This is a genomic window from Methylobacterium sp. E-005 (genome assembly GCF_022829725.1).
Classification (GTDB): Bacteria; Pseudomonadota; Alphaproteobacteria; order Rhizobiales; family Beijerinckiaceae; genus Methylobacterium.
Window position 1 is genome coordinate 22,855 of sequence record NZ_JAKSYG010000065.1, and the last position, 17,625, is coordinate 40,479.

The 17,625-nt window shown below is 71.8% G+C and carries 14 protein-coding genes; 7 read left to right on the top strand and 7 right to left on the bottom strand.

Translation table 11 applies throughout. The features are described 5' to 3' along the window. Positions 1–2 precede the first annotated feature (2 nt). The 7 genes from MKK88_RS07080 to MKK88_RS07110 all read right to left on the bottom strand — a co-directional run bounded on the left by MKK88_RS07080 (position 3) and on the right by MKK88_RS07110 (position 7,038). Positions 3–362 (bottom strand): hypothetical protein, encoded by a 360-nt coding sequence (locus MKK88_RS07080; protein WP_243998313.1) that lies wholly within the window; start codon positions 360–362, stop codon positions 3–5. Next, positions 362–859: a TspO/MBR family protein gene (locus MKK88_RS07085; RefSeq protein WP_243998266.1), complete on the bottom strand. Its 498-nt coding sequence runs from the start codon at positions 857–859 to the stop codon at positions 362–364. Before MKK88_RS07085 ends, MKK88_RS07080 begins: the two co-directional genes overlap by 1 nt. Next, positions 856–2,082 carry a geranylgeranyl diphosphate reductase gene (locus tag MKK88_RS07090; protein ID WP_243998269.1) on the bottom strand — a complete coding sequence of 409 codons (1,227 nt, stop codon included), beginning with the start codon at positions 2,080–2,082 and terminating at the stop codon, positions 856–858. The genes MKK88_RS07085 and MKK88_RS07090 overlap by 4 nt, the downstream gene beginning before the upstream one ends. A gap of 4 nt (positions 2,083–2,086) precedes the next feature. Beyond that, the gene (locus tag MKK88_RS07095; protein WP_243998271.1) at positions 2,087–3,418 is read right to left on the bottom strand and encodes a BCD family MFS transporter; all 1,332 of its coding nucleotides are present in this window, start codon (positions 3,416–3,418) and stop codon (positions 2,087–2,089) included. Next, the gene (chlG, locus tag MKK88_RS07100; RefSeq protein ID WP_243998272.1) at positions 3,418–4,302 is read right to left on the bottom strand and encodes a chlorophyll synthase ChlG; all 885 of its coding nucleotides are present in this window, start codon (positions 4,300–4,302) and stop codon (positions 3,418–3,420) included. Before chlG ends, MKK88_RS07095 begins: the two co-directional genes overlap by 1 nt. Positions 4,303–4,653: 351 nt before the next feature. Continuing rightward, the gene (ppsR, locus tag MKK88_RS07105; RefSeq protein ID WP_243998274.1) at positions 4,654–6,099 is read right to left on the bottom strand and encodes a transcriptional regulator PpsR; all 1,446 of its coding nucleotides are present in this window, start codon (positions 6,097–6,099) and stop codon (positions 4,654–4,656) included. A 30-nt stretch (positions 6,100–6,129) separates the two neighbouring features. After that, positions 6,130–7,038, bottom strand: a complete 909-nt coding sequence (locus tag MKK88_RS07110) for a B12-binding domain-containing protein (RefSeq protein ID WP_243998276.1) — start codon at positions 7,036–7,038, stop codon at positions 6,130–6,132. Positions 7,039–7,365: 327 nt separating this feature from the next. Between MKK88_RS07110 and bchF the strand changes: the two genes are divergently transcribed. The 7 genes from bchF to MKK88_RS07145 are packed head-to-tail and all read left to right on the top strand — an operon-like array spanning position 7,366 to position 17,623. Continuing rightward, complete coding sequence (gene bchF, locus MKK88_RS07115) at positions 7,366–7,869, top strand: 2-vinyl bacteriochlorophyllide hydratase (protein ID WP_243998278.1); 504 nt, start codon at positions 7,366–7,368, stop codon at positions 7,867–7,869. Further along, complete coding sequence (locus tag MKK88_RS07120; RefSeq protein ID WP_243998279.1) at positions 7,866–9,143, top strand: ferredoxin:protochlorophyllide reductase (ATP-dependent) subunit N; 1,278 nt, start codon at positions 7,866–7,868, stop codon at positions 9,141–9,143. Before bchF ends, MKK88_RS07120 begins: the two co-directional genes overlap by 4 nt. A 4-nt stretch (positions 9,144–9,147) precedes the next feature. Beyond that, entirely contained in the window at positions 9,148–10,737 is a 1,590-nt protein-coding gene (gene bchB / locus MKK88_RS07125) for a ferredoxin:protochlorophyllide reductase (ATP-dependent) subunit B (RefSeq protein WP_243998281.1), read from the top strand. Then, positions 10,712–14,416, top strand: a complete 3,705-nt coding sequence (locus MKK88_RS07130) for a magnesium chelatase subunit H (protein WP_243998283.1) — start codon at positions 10,712–10,714, stop codon at positions 14,414–14,416. Before bchB ends, MKK88_RS07130 begins: the two co-directional genes overlap by 26 nt. Continuing rightward, positions 14,413–15,306 carry a ferredoxin:protochlorophyllide reductase (ATP-dependent) iron-sulfur ATP-binding protein gene (gene bchL / locus MKK88_RS07135; protein ID WP_020095252.1) on the top strand — a complete coding sequence of 298 codons (894 nt, stop codon included), beginning with the start codon at positions 14,413–14,415 and terminating at the stop codon, positions 15,304–15,306. Before MKK88_RS07130 ends, bchL begins: the two co-directional genes overlap by 4 nt. Then, on the top strand, positions 15,306–16,199 hold the full coding sequence (bchM, locus tag MKK88_RS07140; protein WP_243998285.1) for a magnesium protoporphyrin IX methyltransferase: 894 nt from the start codon (positions 15,306–15,308) through the stop codon (positions 16,197–16,199). Before bchL ends, bchM begins: the two co-directional genes overlap by 1 nt. Beyond that, positions 16,196–17,623: a BCD family MFS transporter gene (locus MKK88_RS07145; protein ID WP_243998287.1), complete on the top strand. Its 1,428-nt coding sequence runs from the start codon at positions 16,196–16,198 to the stop codon at positions 17,621–17,623. Before bchM ends, MKK88_RS07145 begins: the two co-directional genes overlap by 4 nt. Positions 17,624–17,625: the final 2 nt, after the last annotated feature.

Sequence of the window (17,625 nt, forward strand, 5' to 3'; positions counted from 1 at the left end):
CTTTAGAGTTGTTTCAAGCGGGTGACGCGCGTGAACGCGGCCGTTTGCGACGTTGTTCCGGTTTGAGCGGGCGTGCGGCGTTGTGCCGTGGCCGCCCGGAACCGGAGGTTCAGATCGGCCAGATGGGCGACCAGTCCAGCGAGCATCCACCCGGCGACCGCGATCCAGCTCGCCCCGACCAGGGCCGCCCGCAGGGCCAGCATCAGCGCGGCCCCGGAGGCGAGATTGGCCATCAGGGACGGCAGCGACAGCCCCCTCCGGCGGCCGATCCAGGCCAGGACGAGCGCCTCGACGGCGACGAGCAGCAGGATCGCGTCGATGATCCGGCCGGAGGCGAACCAGGACGCGAACCAGCCCTCCATCACGCCGGCTCTCCGAAGGGCGCGTTGAGGCGCACGATCCGCAGGTTCAGGCAGGCGGCGACGCTGACCCAGGCGAGGTAGGGCAGGTTCAGGAGCCCCGCCGTGGTCGAGACGCGGCCGGCGACCAGCACCAGCACGGCGATGGACAGCCACAGGGCGGCGACCTCGGCGAGGGCCCAGTCGGGCCGGCGGAACCGGAAGAACAGCACGCTCCACGCGATGTTGAGCAGCCCGTTGATCGCATAGGCGGCGAGCAGCACGCCCCGGGCGGCGGGATCGGGATCGGCATTCCAGACCATCACGGCGGCGATGGTGGTGAGCAGGAAAATGACGGTCCAGACCGGCCCGAAGGCCCAGTCCGGCGGCTTCCAGGCCGGGACGCGCAGGCGCCGGTACCACGCATCCGTCCGGGTCGCGAGACCGCCGGCCAACGCCACCAGCAGGGCCACGATGGCCGCCACCGCGGGCGGTCCCCAGCCGGCGCCGAGGAGCGTCATGGCGAGACCCAGCGGAACAGGTGGGCGAGGTCCTTGAAGAAGATCCGCGCGTGGGCGGCGGGCTTCGCCCGGACCAGCTCCTTGTTCATGTAGCTGTCCCAGGTGAGCTGCTGCACATCCTTGTCCCGGCAGATCGAGACGAAGCGCTCGCGCAACCCGTCGCTGCGGTACCAGACCCACTGCATCATCCCGAGGATCCAGAACACGCGCCCGTGGAGCTTCTTGAAGCTTTTGCGCGCACGCGCGAGGGCTTTGGCGTCGCCGGTCTTCAGGAAGACGGTGGCGGCCTCGGCGGAGAGGCGCCCGCCCAGCATCGCGTAGTAGATCCCCTCGCCGGAGGCGGGCGCGACGACGCCCGCGGCATCGCCCGCCAGCAGCACGTCGCGGCCATTGTCCCAGCGCTTCAGGGGCTTGAGCGGCAGGGGGGCGCCCTCGCGCCGGACGGTCTCGGCATGATCGAGCCCGGTCGCCGTGCGCAGGGCCCGGATCGAGGAGCGCAGGGAAAAACCCTTCTTTGCGCTGCCGGTGCCGATGCTCAGCGTGTCCCCGTGCGGGAAGATCCAGCTGTAGAAATCCGGCGAATGGCGGCCCTGGTAGTAGACGTCGCAGCGCGTCGCCTCGACCGACTCGGCCCCGGGGGCGCCAGCCTGCGGCACCCGCAGGATCTCGTGATAGGCGAAGACCTGCCGCATCTTGGCGTGACCCGGCACCTCGGCCCGGCCGACCGGCGAGCAGGCGCCGTCGGCCCCGATGACGAGGCGCGCCCGGACGGCGTGGCGGGCGAGGGCCTCGCCCGCGCCGGTGCTGAAATGGACGCGGGCCGGTCCGTCATCCGGACGGGTGATCGTTTCGAAGGCGGCCTCGCGCAGCTCGGCCCCGGCCTGTTCCGCGCGGGTGCGCAGCCAGGGATCGAACCGCTCGCGGTCGACCATGCCGACGAAGCCCTCGCCCACCGGCATGTCGACGGCCTTGCCGCTCGGCGCCACCATCCGGGCGGACCGGATCTTCGCGACGAGCAGCGAATCAGGGATGGCGAAATCGCGGATCAGCCGGGGCGGGATCGCGCCGCCGCAGGGCTTGATCCGGCCGGGCTTGTCGAGGAGCAGCACCGCGTGGCCGGCCCGGGCGAGGTCGGTCGCCGCCGTCGCGCCGGCGGGGCCGCCGCCGACCACGACGACGTCGTAGGTCCGCTCGTCGTTGTGCCCATCATCCAACCGGGCCATGGCGTCACCTCGCGCTGAAGGCAGGATCGAGCGGCACCGATGCCGGTGCCGGAGCGGATTCGAGTCGCGCCGCCAGGGCGACCGCGACGAGGAACAGCACGCCTTCCGCGGCAAACACCGCCGCGTAGGCCTGGACCGGCTCGGCCGTCACGAGCCGCACCCCGTCCACCGCGACCGCCCCGAGGAAGCCGCCGGCCCCGAAGGCGATGCCCTGCGCGGCGCCCCAGACGCCCATGCGGGTGCCGCGCTCGCGGGCGTCGCCCCGACCGGCGAGCGCCATCATCGAGCCGATCGCCGCGACCGCGTAGGCGCCGTTGGCCAGCCCGAGGGCGAAGACCGTCGCACGCAGGGGAAAGTCCGACCCCGCTGCCGCGCCGCTCGCCAGGGTGAAGAGGGCCGCCGCCGAGCCGGCGCAGCCGATCCCGATCCACAGCCGCAGAGAGGCGAGGGGGGTGCCGCGGGCCGCGAGCGTCACCGCCGCCACCAGCAGCATGCCGGCCAGGACCCCGCCGTGCTGGAGCCCGGCGAGCTTGGTCGTGGCGCCCGGGCTCATCGCGAAGACGAGGCCGGCATAGGGCTCAAGGATCAGCTCCTGGGCGCTGTAGGCCAGCATCGAGACGAAGACGAAGATCGTGAAGGTCCGGGCCACCGGATCGGCCAGGACATGGCGCAGCACGGTGACGAACGGTCGCCGCGCCGCGGCGGGCTCGGGCGCGCGGGTCGGCAGGCGGCGCTCCACACCGGCGACCGCCAGGGCGGCGACGCAGAAGGCGATCAGCGAGACCGTGCCGGACACCGCGACGAGCCGCATCCCGGAGAACGGATCGAGGAAATGGCCGGCGAGCGGCGCCGTGACGGCGAAGCCGACGATCATCATCACCCAGACGACGGTGGCGGCCGCCCCCCGCCGGGCCGGGGCGACGCCGCCGGCCAGCAGAACGAGGAGCGAGGTCCCGGCGGCGCCGACGCCCATCCCGACACAGAGGAAGGACAGGGCGGCGAGCACCAGCCCGAGGGCGAGGTGCGTGCCGGCGAGCGCCGTGCCGCAGGCCGCCCCGAAGCCGCCGAGGCAGAGAGCCGCCATGCCACCGAGGATCCAGGCGGTGCGCCGGCCACTCCGGTCGGAGCCGTAGCCCCAGCGCGGGCGCAGCACCTGAACGGCGTAGTGCAGGGCGACCAGCAGGCCGGGCACGAAGGCGGGCAGGGCCAGCTCCACCACCATCACGCGGTTGAGGGTGGCGGTCATCAGCACGACGACGCTGCCGAGCGCCGTCTGGACGAGGCCGAGGCGGACGATCTGGGGCCAGGACAGGCCGCTTTCCGGATCGGACGCCATCACGCCCCTCCCACCAGCGGCCGCAGCGCGAAGGCGGCGACCAGCATGCCGAGGACGTAGAGGGTGGTGCCGGTACCGTTGTACCACGCGGCCCGCTCCCGCGGATTCTCCAGGAACCGGATCATCAGGGCGACCTGCCCGGCGAGCAGCGCCGCCACGATCCCGGCGTGCCAGTACCGCCCCCAGCCGGCGAGCAGGCCGATCACCGCCACCTGCGGCAGGGCCATCACGAGGCAGGCGAAGCGCGCGGCGCGTTGCGACCCCATCTGCACCGGCAGGGACAGAAGCCCCATCCGCCGGTCCCCCTCCACCGACTTGAAGTCGTTGAGCGTCATGATGCCGTGGGCGCCAGCCGCGTACAGCAGGGCGACGGCGAGGACCCGCCGGTCGGGCAGGGCCGCAGCCATCACGGCGGCGCCGGTGAACCAGGGCAGCCCCTCGTAGCACAGCGCCACCGCGGCATTGCCCCACCAGCCGTTCCGCTTCAGCCGCACCGGCGGCGCCGAGTAGATCCAGGCCAGCACCAGCCCGAACAGGGCGGCCCCGAGGATCCAGGGTCCGAGCGCCGCGGCGACGGCCAGCGACAGCGCCGTCCAGGCGAAGGCAAGATAGAGGCCCCAGCGGCCGGGGATGCGCCCGGAGGGAATCGGCCGGTTCGGCTCGTTGATGGCGTCGACGTGCCGGTCGAACCAGTCGTTGGCGGCCTGGCTGGTGGCGCAGACCAGGGGTCCGGCCAGCAGCACCCCGGCGGCGATCACCGGCCACTGGCCGTGCGCCGGCTGACCCGACGAGATCACGCCGCAGGCGAACGCCCACATCGGCGCGAACCACGTGATCGGCTTCAGCAGCTCGATGACTGCGCTCGGGGCGGGCGTGGCGGCCATGCGGGAGAGGCTACCGGGCCCCGCCGGAGTGTCAAGCTAGATTTACACCGGGGCAACCGAATGTCCGATCGGTTTGTCGGGCGAATACATCCAGAGATTGAGAATACAAAATGCAGATGAACACGAAATCTTGTGTGCCGGGGGGGGTTTTGGCGCAGTCGGAGAGCGCCTTACCGCGGGCCGGCGGCGCGGAACGAGCGGCGGGATCCGCGCGTCTCCCTCCCCCCCCGCAGAGGGGGGGAGGGACGGCGCACGGGAGGTCTGGACCGCCAGTCCTGTCGACTGGATGGTGATCCCGAAGCCCGGATCGGCGAACCGGCCAGCCCGTACGCGCGCGGGACCGCCCCGCGATCACTCCGCCTCGATCGGCCCGTCCAGATCGCCGACGCCGTAGCGGCGCATCTTGGCGTAGAGGCCCTGCCGGCTGAGGCCCAGCATCTCGGCGGCCGAGGCCCGGTTGTCCCGGGTGATCCGCAGGGCTGCCTCGATACACAATTTCTCGATCAGGTCGGTCGTTTCGCGGACCAGCGTCTTCATCGAGACCCGGCCGACCAGTTCGGCCATCTGCTCAACCGAGCGCGGCACCTCGCGCCCGCCGCCGAATCGGCCCTCCGGGATCCGGCGCGGGGCCGGGCGGATCGCGAAGCCCAGGCAGGGGCGGGCGCCCGCCACCGAGACGGCCGCGACCTCCACATCCTCCACGCCGCCATAGGCGCCGCGGATGACCGTCGCGAAGCGCCGCACCGCGCCGTGATCGGCGAGCGTCGCGAACAGGGCCTGCGCCTCGGTCTCGTCGCGGCCGAGCCAGTGATCCACGGTCCGCCCGCGGACCTGCCCTTCGGTGGCGAGTTGGGCCAGTTCCAGGAAGGCGGCGTTGGCGGTCAGGATCCGCCGGCTCGGATCGGTGACCACGAACCCCTCGGGCATCGCCTCGATCACCGTCTGGGTCGGGACGTCCTGGCCGGGCCCGGCCTCGGCGGGCGCCGTGTCGGCCACGAGTCGCATTAACGCGCTGGCGCCGCCCTCGCCCCGGAACAGCGAGACCGAGACGCAGACCTCGCCGCGCCCCTGCGGCAGGGCGGCCCGGATCTCCCCGGCCTGCCCGGTCGCCCGCAGGGCGGCGAACTGCGCCTCCAGGGCCCGCGTGCTGCCGGCATCGAAGAGTTCGACCACGTCCTGGCCGGCGACCCGCTTGGCGGGGCGGCCGAGCAGCCGCGCGGCGGCCGGGTTCGCCTCCGCCACCCGCCGTGTCCCGGCATCGACCACCAGCACCGGCTCGCCGGAGATCTGGAACAGGAGCCGGTAGCGGGTCTCGACCGCGCGCAGGCGCTCGTAATCCCGCTCCAGCGCCTGCTGGGTCTCCATCAGGCGGCGCTGGAGGCCCGCCACCGCCCGCATATCGCGCCCGAGCACAAGGATCGGGCCCCCCTTGGCCGGGCGGATCGAGGCGTAACGGATCGGCAGATCGATGCCGCTGGGGGAGGGGTGGTTGATCTGGCGCCAGCGGGTGATGCCCTCCGGCCGGGCGTCGCGCAGCAGGGCGTCGACCTTGGGCCGGCTCTCGACCGTCACGGTGTCGACCCAGCGCCGGCCCAGCCAGCCGGGGATGTTCTCCGCCTCGAGGTCGGTCCCGATCGAGGCGTCGCGGATCACGCCGTCCGCATCGATCACGAGGGAGAGATCGGCGGACGCCGCGACGATGCGCCCGACCGCCTCGCCATCGAGGTGGCCGGCCACCTGGTCCAGCACCGCGGGTGGTCCCGGGGGGATGGGGTGCGGCTGAAGCGACACGATCACCGTGATGTGATGGGGTGGATCACAACCCTTTCAACAGGCCAATGCCCGTCTGTCCAGCAAAGCTTCCGCGGCGGCAGGTGCGAGGCATGCATCGAGGGCACAGGCGTCCGCCCCCACGAAGCCAGCTTCGCCGCCGTGGCGCGCGAAATAAGGTCCTCCCACCAGCACGCGGATTCCCGGATTGCGGGAGGCGCGCCGCACCTCCGCCACCGTCTCCGTCAGGACCGGCAGCAGGACGTCGGCGGAGAGCGACAGGCCGACCACCTCGAACCAGTCGGTCGCCAGCAGGGCGAGGGGATCGAGGCCGGGCGCCGGGACCACCGTGGTCACGTCCCAGCCGGCCTCCCGGAAGAAGCTCGCGACGATCGAGAGGCCGAATCGGTGCGTCTCGCCGGGGCAGGGCAGGAGCAGCACGCTGCGCCCGCCGATCGGGGCCGATTCGCTCTCCAGTTCCAGACAGAGGTGCCGACTGATCGCCTGCAGCCGCCCGAGCCCCTCGGTCACGGCCAGGAAATCGCAGGCATCCTCCTCCCACAGGCCCCCGAGATGCCGGGCCGCCGGGGCGAGCAGATCGAGGAGCAGCCGGGCCAGGGGCAGGCCACCGTCCCGCAACGCTGCGATCTCGGCATCGAGATCCACCGGCCCAGGCGCCAGGAGGAGTGTGCTGAAGGCAGCGATCTCCTGCGGCGTCACCGCCCGGTCGACTTGGTCCCGGCGCCCGGCGCCCGGGCGGTGGGCCAGCATCAGCCGGGGCAGGATCTCGGCCTCGATCACGCGGGCGAGGGTGTCGGGCAGCGGGCGCACCGGCTCGGACCATGCCGGAGGCTGGTCGCGGAAGGCCGAGGGCTGGTCGCGGAAGGCCGGGGCGACATCGCTCACGGCGCCGCACCCGCCCGCAGCCAGTTCCAAGTGCTCGCCGAAATGCCTCCAGTGTCCCATCGGCACCCTCCCTGAAACGGCTCCGGTTCGAGGAACCGACAGCTCCGCTCACACCTTCGGGTGCGGGATTACTCGCCCGTCTATTCTTCGGCTTTGACTGCCTCGGCACTCAATATGCCAAGTCACCGGCCTGTCACCGGCCGTCTGTGGTCGAGCCTGACGATACGCTTCTTGACGATCTTGGCAATCATCCAAGACCAAGAAAAACATCACAGGTCAGTGTCAGAGCCTCAAAGCGTCAAGCGCACTTGACACTTTGAGGCTCAGCGCCCTAGCCTCTGCCAACGACGGGGCCCCGGGCACCGCCGAGATCAGGGGGGCGGATGCATGGGTCCCGAGGACCGGCCGGCACGACCGCTCTACACGCAGGCCGAACGGCGTCGGCGCGACGCGTCGCCCTGGACCCTGGTTCAGGGCGTGCTGGCCCCGCTGCAATTCGCGATCTTCCTGGTGAGCCTGGTCCTGGTGCTGCGCACCCTGTCGACCGGCGAGGGTCTGGCCGCCGCTGAGATCTCGGTCGTGGTGAAGACACTGGCGCTTTACGCGATCATGATCACCGGCTCGATCTGGGAGAAGGCGGTGTTCGGCCGCTTCCTGTTCGCCCCGGCCTTCTTCTGGGAGGACGTGGTCAGCATGCTGGTACTGGCGCTCCACACCGCCTATCTCGCCGCGCTGGCCACCGGCGCCCTCGGGGGCGAAGCACTCCTCATCCTCGCGCTCGCCGCCTACACGACCTACGTGGTCAATGCCGGCCAGTTCGTGCTGAAGCTGCGGGCCGCCCGCCTTCAGGGCTCCGGTCCGGCTCTGCGCCTCGCGGAGGCGCTGTCATGAACGCGCCGCTGCCGCGCTCGGCCGCCGCCTGCGGCGGGATCGACCTGCATCAGGAGCAGGGCCAGCGGGCCGTGTTCTGCGGGCTCACCGGCATCGTCTGGCTGCACCGGAAGATCCAGGACGCGTTCTTCCTCGTGGTCGGCTCGCGCACCTGCGCGCACCTGATCCAGTCGGCGGCCGGGGTGATGATCTTCGCCGAGCCGCGCTTCGCCACCGCGATCATCGACGAGCGCGACCTCGCCGGCCTCGCCGACGCCAACGAGGAGCTCGACCGGGTGGTGACCCGGCTGATCGAGCGCCGGCCCGACATCAAGCTGCTGTTCCTGGTGGGCTCCTGCCCGTCCGAGGTGATCAAGCTCGACCTGTCCCGGGCGGCGCAGCGCCTGTCGAGCCGCCTGAATCCGGTCCGGGTGCTGAACTATTCGGGCTCCGGCATCGAAACGACCTTCACCCAGGGCGAGGATGCCTGTCTCGCGGCCCTGGTGCCGGACCTGCCCCACGAGGCGGAGGCCGCCGCGCCGTCGCTCCTGATCGTCGGGGCGCTGGCCGACGTGGTCGAAGACCAGTTGTTTCGGATTTTTGCCGCGATGGGCATCGCGGATGTCCGGTTCCTGCCCGCCCGCCGGGCCGGCGCGATGCCGGCCATCGGCCGCAACACGCGGTATCTCCTGGCCCAGCCGTTCCTGACCGACACCGCCCGCGCCCTCGAGGAGCGCGGCGCCCGCCGGCTCGCCGCCCCGTTCCCCCTCGGCGCCGAGGGCACGACCGGCTGGCTGCGGGCGGCCGCCGAGGCGTTCGGCGTCTCGGACGAAGCCTTCGAGACCGCAACCGCCCCGGGCCGCGCCCGCGCCGAGACCGCGCTGGCGCCCCACCGGGAAAAACTCGGCGGCAAGCGCGTGTTCTTCTTCCCCGATTCGCAGCTTGAGGTGCCGCTCGCCCGCTTCCTCGCCCGGGAACTCGGCGCTGAGCTGGTGGAGGTCGGGACGCCCTACCTGCACCGGGGACACCTCGCCGCCGAGATCGAGCTTCTTCCTGCAGGCACGCGGGTCACGGAAGGCCAGAGCCTCGACGACCAGATGGACCGCTGCCGGGCCGCCCGGCCGGACCTGACGGTCTGCGGCCTCGGCCTCGCCAACCCGCTGGAGGCCGAGGGCCTGTCGACCAAGTGGTCGATCGAGCTGCTGTTCACGCCCGTGCAGGGCTACGAGCAGGCCGGCGACCTCGCCGAGCTGTTCGTGCGCCCGCTCCGGCGCCGCGCCCTGCTGGAGGTGTAGCGCCATGCAGCTCACCCTTTGGACCTACGAGGGCCCCCCGCATATCGGCGCGATGCGCGTCGCCACGGCGATGTCCGGGCTGCACTACGTGCTGCACGCGCCGCAGGGCGACACCTATGCCGACCTGCTGTTCACGATGATCGAGCGGCGGGACGCCCGCCCACCCGTGACCTACACGACCTTCCGCGCCCAGGATCTCGGCCGCGACACCGCCGAGCTGTTCAAGCAGGCGGTCTCGGCCGCCCACGCGCGGTTCCAGCCCCAGGCGATGATCGTCGGCGCCTCCTGCACCGCCGAGCTGATCCAGGACGATCCGGGCGGCCTCGCCAAGGCGCTCGACCTGCCGATCCCCGTGATCCCCCTGGAGTTGCCCGCCTACCAGAAGAAGGAGAACTGGGGCGCGTCGGAAACCTTCTACCGGCTGGTCCGCGCGCTCGCCGGGCCGCCGGCGCCGCGCCCCGCGCGTGAGCCCGGGCAACGCCCGCTCTGCAACATCCTCGGGCCGACGGCCCTGGGCTTCCGCCACCGGGACGACCTGATCGAGATCCGCCGGCTGCTCGACACCCTCGGCATCGCGGTGAATGTCGTGGCGCCGCTGGGCGCCACGCCCGCCGATCTCGGCCGGCTTCGGGAGGCCGACTTCAACGTCGTGCTCTATCCCGAGACCGCCCGGTCGGCCGCGGAGTATCTCAAGAAGAATTTCGGCCAGCCGTTCACGCAAACCATCCCGATCGGCGTCGGCGGCACCCGCCGGTTCGTCGAGGAGGTGGCGGGCCTCGCCGGGATCGATCCGGCGCCTTTGCTCGACGGGCCGGGCTCGCGGCTGCCCTGGTACTCCCGCTCGGTCGATTCGACCTATCTCACGGCCAAGCGCGTCTTCGTGTTCGGCGACGCCACCCACGCGATCGGCATCGCCCGGGTGGCGGCGAAGGAACTCGGCTTCACCGTGGTGGGGCTCGGCACCTACGGCCGTGAATTCGCCCGCGAGGTCCGCGCGGAGGCCGCCCTGCACGGCATCGAGGCGCTGATCACCGACGATTACCTCGTCGTCGAGGCGGCGATCCGCGCGGCGGCGCCGGAACTGGTGCTCGGCACCCAGATGGAGCGCCACGTCGCCAAGCGGCTCGGCATCCCCTGCGCGGTGATCTCGGCCCCGGTCCACGTCCAGGATTTCCCCGCCCGCTACGCCCCGCAGATGGGCTTCGAGGGTGCCAACGTCCTGTTCGACACCCTGGTCCATCCGCTGATGATGGGCCTCGAAGAACACCTCCTCGGCATGTTCCGGGAGGATCCCGAATTCCACGACGGCGTCGGCCCCTCGCATCTCGGCGGCAAGTCCCACGGGACTCCGGCGGACGGGGCGCTCGAGGCCGCGGAACGGGCGCCGGCCGACCCCCCTCCGACGCCGGCGCCCGTTCCGATTCTTTTGGACCGGGCGGCTTGGTCACCCGAGGCCGAGAAGGAATTGAAAAAAATCCCGTTCTTCGTGCGGGGCAAGGCGCGCACCAACACCGAGACCTTCGCCCGGGAGCGGCACCTGCCGCTCATCACCCTCGAGACCCTCTACGATGCCAAAGCGCATTACGGCCGCTAGGCCCACGATTCGCGTCGTCATCGTCACGCTCGACAATCACTTGGCGAGCGCGGTGGAGCGGGCACGCCTGCGTCTCCGGACCGAGATGCCCGAACTGGCGCTGGGCTTCCACGCGGCCGCCGAGTGGGAGAACGATCCCGCCACCCTCGAAGCCTGCCGGGCCGACATCGCGCAGGCCGACATCGTGCTCTCGGCCATGCTGTTCATGGACGAGCATGTCCGGGCGATCCTGCCGGCGCTGGCGGCCCGGCGCGAGGCCTGCGACGCGATGGTCGGCTGCCTCTCGGCCGGCGAGGTGGTGAAGACCACGAAGCTCGGCCGCTTCGACATGAGCGGCACCAAGCGCAGCGCCCTCGACTTCCTCAAGAAGCTGCGCGGCAAGCCCGGCCAGCAGGGCAATGCCGGGCGCCAGATGGCCCTGGTGCGCAAGCTGCCGAAAATCCTGCGCTTCATCCCGGGCTCGGCCCAGGACGTGCGCGCCTATTTCCTCACGCTGCAATACTGGCTCGCGGGCTCCGACGAGAACGTCGCCGCGCTGGTGCGCTTTCTCGTGCACCGCTACGCGGCCGGCGAGCGCGCCGCCTGGCGCGACGGGCCGGCGGCGCCGGCGCCCCTCGATTACCCCGAGACCGGCCTCTACCACCCCCGCCTGCCCGGCCGGATCGGTGCCGACCCGTCGCGGCTGCCCCGCCTCGCGAACGCGAGAGGCCGTGTCGGGCTGCTGGTGATGCGCAGCTACGTGCTCGCCGGCAACACCGCCCATTACGACGGCGTGATCGCCGCCCTGGAGGCGCAGGGCCTCGACGTGGTGCCGGCCTTCGCCAGCGGCCTCGACAACCGCCCGGCGGTGGAAGCCTTCTTCATGAAGGACGGGCGCGCAGCGATCGACGCGCTGGTCTCGCTCACCGGCTTCTCGCTGGTCGGCGGCCCCGCCTACAACGACGCCGCTGCCGCCGAGGCGATGCTGGCCCGGCTCGACGTGCCCTACCTCGCCGCCCAGGCGCTGGAATTCCAGACCCTCGAGCAGTGGGAGGCGGGCGACCGCGGCCTGTCGCCGGTCGAGGCGACCATGATGGTCGCGATCCCCGAACTCGACGGCGCCACGGCCCCGATGGTGTTCGGCGGCCGCTCCTCGGCCTCGGGCAGCGACAACGCCCGGGACATGCGGGTCCATCCCGAGCGGGCCGCCCGCCTCGCCGAGCGGGTCGCGCGGCTGGTGTCGCTCCGCCGGACCGCGCGGGCTGAGCGGAAGCTCGCCGTGGTGCTGTTCAACTTCCCGCCCAATGCCGGCGCCACCGGCACGGCGGCGTTCCTGTCGGTCTACGCCTCGCTGCTCAACACCCTGAAGGGCCTCGCGGCAGACGGCTACACGGTCGACGTGCCGGAGAGCGTCGACGCCCTGCGCGACAAGATCCTCGACGGCAATGCGAAGCGCTACGGCACCCAGGCCAACGTCCACGCCCGCATTCCGGCCGAGGACCACCTGCGCCGCGAGCCTTACCTCGCCGAGATCGAGGCCCAGTGGGGCCCGGCGCCGGGCCGCCATCAGACCAACGGCCCCGAACTCTTCGTGCTGGGCGCGCAGTTCGGCAACGTCTTCGTCGGGGTCCAGCCGGCCTTCGGCTACGAGGGCGATCCGATGCGACTGCTGTTCGAGCGCGGCTTCGCGCCGACCCACGCGTTCTCGGCCTTCTACCGCTACCTGCGCGAGGATTTTGCCGCCGACGCCGTGCTGCACTTCGGCACCCACGGGGCGCTTGAGTTCATGCCCGGCAAACAGACCGGCCTGTCCGAGGCCTGCTGGCCGGAGCGGCTGATCGGGGCGCTGCCGAACGTCTACCTCTACGCGGCCAACAACCCGTCCGAGGGGACGCTCGCCAAGCGCCGCTCGGCCGCGACGCTCGTGAGCTACCTGACCCCGAGCCTCGCGGCGGCCGGTCTCTATCGCGGGCTGCTCGACCTCAAGAGCTCGATCGAGCGCTGGCGCGGCCTCGGCCCCGAGGCGGGGGGCGAGCGCGAGACGCTGGCCCGCCTGATCCAGGACCAGGGCGCGGCGGTCGATCTCGTGGCGGCCGCGCCGGCCTGGGGCGGCGACCTCGGCGCCCATGTCTCCGGGCTCTGGACCGCCCTGCAGGAGCTGGAGCAGACCCTGATCCCGCACGGCCTGCACGTGGTCGGGCAGGGGACGCCGGAGGAGGAGCGGGTCGATCTGCTCCTGGCGCTCGCCGAATCGGCGCACGGCGTGCGGCCCGAGCGGGCCGGGATCGAGGCCCTGGTCGCCGGGCAGGGAATCGAGGCGGCGCTGAAGGCCTCAGGCGTGCCGGCCGACGACACGGCGCGCGCAGCGTTTACGAGCCTGGCCGAGACCGACCGGCTCCTGTCCCACGACCACGAGGTTCCCGCCCTGCTGCGGGCGCTCGACGGCCGCTTCGTGCCGCCGGTGGCGGGCGGCGACCTCTTGCGCAACCCGGCCGTGCTGCCGACCGGCCGCAACCTCCACGGCTTCGACCCCTACCGCCTGCCTTCGGCCTTCGCGGTGGCCGACGGCGCCCGGCAGGTCGCCCGCATCCTCGAACGCTTCGCCGCGGACGGAAAGCCCTGCCCGGAGAGCGTCGCCCTGATCCTGTGGGGCACCGACAATCTCAAAAGCGAGGGCGGCCCGATCGCCCAGGCGCTTGCGCTGATCGGCGCCGCGCCCCGCTTCGACGGCTACGGCCGCTTGAGCGGCGCCGAGCTGATCCCGCTGGAAACCCTCGGCCGCCCGCGGATCGACGCGGTCGTGACCCTCTCGGGCATCTTTCGGGATCTGCTGCCGCTGCAGACGAAACTTCTTGCGGAGGCATCCTTCCTGGCCGCCACCGCCGACGAACCCCTGGAGCAGAACTACGTCCGCAAGCATGCCCTGGCGATCCAGGCCGAGCAGGGCTGCGATCTGGAGACGGCCGCCCTCCGGGTCTTCTCCAACGCCGAGGGCGCCTACGGGGCCAACGTCAATCACTTGGTCGATTCGGGCAACTGGGACGACGACGCGGAACTCTGCGAGACCTTCTCGCGCCGCAAAAGCTTTGCCTACGGCCGCACCGGCCGCCCGGCGCCGCAGCGCGCCCTGATGCAGGCGGTGCTCGCCTCCGTCGACATGGCCTACCAGAACCTCGACTCGGTCGAGGTCGGCGTCACCTCGGTCGACCACTACTTCGACGGGCTCGGCGGCATGGGCCGGGCGGTCGCCCGGGCCAAGGGCGAGTCGGTGCCGATCTACATCAGCGACCAGACCCGCGGGGAGGGGCGCGTCCGCTCCCTGGAGGAGCAGGTGGCGCTGGAGACGCGCACCCGGATGCTCAACCCGAAATGGTACGAGGGCCTGCTCGGCCACGGCTACGAGGGCGTCCGCCAGATCGAGACGCATCTCACCAACACGGTCGGCTGGTCGGCCACCGCCAACGCGGTCCAGCCCTGGATCTACGAGCGGATCACCGAGACCTACGTCCTCGACCCCGCCATGCGCGAGCGCATGGCGTCCCTGAACCCCACCGCCTCCGCCAAGGTCGCTCAACGGCTGATCGAGGCGCACCGCCGCGGCTTCTGGACCCCCGACGCAGCGATGCGCGACGCCCTCGACCGGGCCGAGGAGGAACTGGAAGACCGTCTCGAAGGCGTCACCGCAGGAGTCGCCGCATGAACATCGCCATCCGCAATCCGGTCGTCGCCCGGAAGGAGGAGGGGAGTCTTCAGGTCGCCCTCGATCCCGATCTGAAGATCGAGACCGCCAAGGTCTTCGCGGTCTACGGCAAGGGCGGGATCGGCAAGTCGACCACCTCGTCGAACCTGTCGGTGGCCTTCTCGAAGCTCGGCAAGCGGGTGCTGCAGATCGGCTGCGATCCGAAGCACGACTCGACCTTCACGCTGACCAAGCGCCTCGCCCCCACGGTGATCGACGCCCTTGAGGCGGTGAACTTCCACTCGGAGGAGCTGCGCGTCGAGGATTTCGTGGTCGAGGGCTACAACGGCGTGATGTGCGTCGAGGCCGGCGGCCCGCCCGCCGGCACCGGCTGCGGCGGCTACGTGGTTGGCCAGACCGTGAAGCTCCTCAAGGAGCACCACCTCCTGGAGGATACCGACGTCGTCGTGTTCGACGTGCTGGGCGATGTGGTCTGCGGTGGCTTCGCCTCCCCGCTCCAGCACGCCGACCGGGCGCTGATCGTCACCGCCAACGACTTCGACTCGATCTTCGCGATGAACCGGATCGTCGCGGCGATCCACGCCAAGTCCAAGAACTACGGCGTGCGGCTCGGCGGCGTCATCGCCAACCGCTCGGCCAAGACCGACGAGATCGACCGGTTCAACGACGCGGTCGGGCTGAAGCGGCTCGCGCACTTCCCCGATCTCGACGTGGTCCGCCGCTCGCGGCTCAAGAAGTCGACCCTGTTCGAGATGGACTCCTCACCGGAGCTCGACGCCGTGACCGCCGAGTACATGCGGCTCGCCGAGACGCTCTGGGCCGGGGGCGAGCCCTGCGAGGCCATCCCCATGAAGGACCGCGACCTGTTCGAGTTTCTGGGATTCGATTGATGGCCAGCGCCAGCTACGACACCCGCCGGGGCGAACTCACCACCTATTTCGACCGCACCGCGGTCGAGGCGTGGTCGCGCCTGACCTCGGACGCCCCGGTGAGCCGGATCCGCGCCACGGTGCGGGCCGGGCGCGACGCCATGCGGGCGACGCTGCTCTCCTGGCTCCCGGCCGACATGACGGGCTTACGCCTCCTCGATGCCGGCTGCGGCACCGGGGCGCTCAGCGTCGAGGCGGCACGGCGGGGTGCGGACGTGGTGGCGATCGACGTCTCGCCGGCGCTGATCGGGCTGGCCCAGGAGCGGCTGCCGGCGATCCCGGGCGCGGGGCGCATCGAGTTTCGCGTGGGCGACATGCTCGATCCCGGGCTCGGGCGGTTCGACCACGTGGTGGCGATGGATTCGCTGATCCACTACCGCGCCGCCGACATCGCCCGGGCGCTGGCGGCTTTGGGTGCGCGGACGGACGGGTCGGTGCTGTTCACCGTGGCGCCGCGCACGGCGTTGCTCACCGTGATGCACGCCGCCGGCAAGTTCTTCCCGCGGGGCGACCGCTCGCCGGCCATCGTGCCGGTGACGGAGCGCGGGCTGCGGCGGCGGATTTCTTCGGAAAAGGCCCTCGACGGCTTCGCCTGGGCGCAGAGCCACCGGATCAACAGCGGCTTCTACCTGTCGAACGCCATCGCGCTCACGCGCACCCTCCCTCCCCCCTCTGCGGGGGAGGGTACCCTGCGCAGCAGGGGGGGAGAGGGGCAGCGCGACGATGCGGGTTTCGGCTCGCGAAGCGACCTTTCCGGAAGCCGGTTTCCCCTCTCCCGACCCGGCCTGACGGCCGGCCCACCCTCCCCCGCAGAGGGGGGAGGGGATGCAGTGGCGACCGGGGTGCGATCATGACCGCATCCCAAAAACTCACCCGCGCCCTGATGCGCCTCGGCCCGGCGATCCTGCCCTTCGCGGATGCCGCCACCGTCGAGCTGCCCCTTGGCCGCCTGCTCCGCCTCGCCCTGTTCCAGGTCACCGTCGGCATGGCCGCGGTGCTGCTGATCGGTACCCTGAACCGGGTGATGATCGTCGAACTCGGCGTCCCGGCCTGGATCGTCGCGATGATGCTGGCGCTGCCGCTGGTCTTCGCCCCCCTGCGCGCGCTGGTCGGTTTCCGCTCGGACACGCACCGCTCGGTCCTGGGCTGGCGGCGGGTGCCCTATATCTGGTTCGGCACGCTGCTCCAGTTCGGCGGGCTGGCGATCATGCCCTTCGCCCTGCTGATCCTGTCGGGCGACACGACCGGGCCGCTCTGGGTCGGCGACCTCGCGGCGGCGCTCGCCTTCCTGCTGGTCGGCGCAGGACTCCACACCACCCAGACCGTGGGGCTGGCGCTGGCCACCGACCTCGCCCCCGCCCATGCCCGCCCGAAGGTGGTGGCTTTGCTCTGCGCGGCCCTGCTGTTCGGCATGATGGCGAGCGCGGTGCTGTTCGGCCTGTTCCTCGCGCATTTCTCGCCCGTGCGGCTGATCCAGGTGATCCAGGGCGCGGCGCTCGTCACCATCATCCTCAACGGCTTCGCCCTGTGGAAGCAGGAGCCGCGCGACCCCAACCGCACCCGGGAGGCGCCGGCCCGCGACTTCCGCGCCTCCTGGCGGGCCTATGCCGGGGAGGGCACCGCCCGGCGCCGCCTCGTGGCGATCGGGCTTGGCACGGCCGGCTTCTCCATGCAGGACATCCTGCTCGAACCCTATGGCGGCCAGATCCTGCACCTCTCCGTGGGGGCAACCACGGCGCTGACCGCGCTGCTCGCCGCCGGCGGCGGGCTCGGCCTGCTGATCGCCGCGCGCTGGCTCAACCGCGGCGGCGACCCGTTCCGGGTGTCGGCGGTCGGCGTCGCGATCGGCATCCTCGCCTTCTCGGCGGTGGTCTTCGCCGCCCCGCTCGCCTCCGCCGACCTGTTCGCCGCGGGCGTCAGCCTGATCGGGCTCGGCGGCGGGTTGTTCGCCCACGGCACGCTCACCGCCTCGATGAACCGCGCCGGCCCCGAGGATACCGGGCTGGCGCTCGGCGCCTGGGGCGCCGTGCAGGCCACCGCCGCCGGCCTGTCGATCGCGGTGAGCGGCCTCGTGCGCGACGTCGGCGGCGCCATCGCTCAGTCGGGCGTGCTCGGTGAGGGCATGAACGAGCCCGCCATCGGCTACCTGATCGTCTACCACATCGAGATCGCCCTCCTGTTCGCGGCCCTCCTCGCCCTGGGGCCGCTGGTGCGGGAGGACGCGCGGGCAGAGACGCAACTCCGGCTCGGCGGCGATCTTGCCGGCCGGACGGCCTGAGA

What these genes read in the sequence shown, in the direction of transcription:
- MKK88_RS07080 (WP_243998313.1), bottom strand. Translation starts at nt 362, where the DNA reads ATGGAGGGCTGGTTCGCGTCCTGGTTCGCCTCCGGCCGGATCATCGAC.
- MKK88_RS07085 (WP_243998266.1), bottom strand. Translation starts at nt 859, where the DNA reads ATGACGCTCCTCGGCGCCGGCTGGGGACCGCCCGCGGTGGCGGCCATC.
- MKK88_RS07090 (WP_243998269.1), bottom strand. Translation starts at nt 2,082, where the DNA reads ATGGCCCGGTTGGATGATGGGCACAACGACGAGCGGACCTACGACGTC.
- MKK88_RS07095 (WP_243998271.1), bottom strand. Translation starts at nt 3,418, where the DNA reads ATGGCGTCCGATCCGGAAAGCGGCCTGTCCTGGCCCCAGATCGTCCGC.
- chlG (WP_243998272.1), bottom strand. Translation starts at nt 4,302, where the DNA reads ATGGCCGCCACGCCCGCCCCGAGCGCAGTCATCGAGCTGCTGAAGCCG.
- MKK88_RS07110 (WP_243998276.1), bottom strand. Translation starts at nt 7,038, where the DNA reads ATGGGACACTGGAGGCATTTCGGCGAGCACTTGGAACTGGCTGCGGGC.
- bchF (WP_243998278.1), top strand. Translation starts at nt 7,366, where the DNA reads ATGGGTCCCGAGGACCGGCCGGCACGACCGCTCTACACGCAGGCCGAA.
- MKK88_RS07120 (WP_243998279.1), top strand. Translation starts at nt 7,866, where the DNA reads ATGAACGCGCCGCTGCCGCGCTCGGCCGCCGCCTGCGGCGGGATCGAC.
- bchB (WP_243998281.1), top strand. Translation starts at nt 9,148, where the DNA reads ATGCAGCTCACCCTTTGGACCTACGAGGGCCCCCCGCATATCGGCGCG.
- MKK88_RS07130 (WP_243998283.1), top strand. Translation starts at nt 10,712, where the DNA reads ATGCCAAAGCGCATTACGGCCGCTAGGCCCACGATTCGCGTCGTCATC.
- bchL (WP_020095252.1), top strand. Translation starts at nt 14,413, where the DNA reads ATGAACATCGCCATCCGCAATCCGGTCGTCGCCCGGAAGGAGGAGGGG.
- bchM (WP_243998285.1), top strand. Translation starts at nt 15,306, where the DNA reads ATGGCCAGCGCCAGCTACGACACCCGCCGGGGCGAACTCACCACCTAT.
- MKK88_RS07145 (WP_243998287.1), top strand. Translation starts at nt 16,196, where the DNA reads ATGACCGCATCCCAAAAACTCACCCGCGCCCTGATGCGCCTCGGCCCG.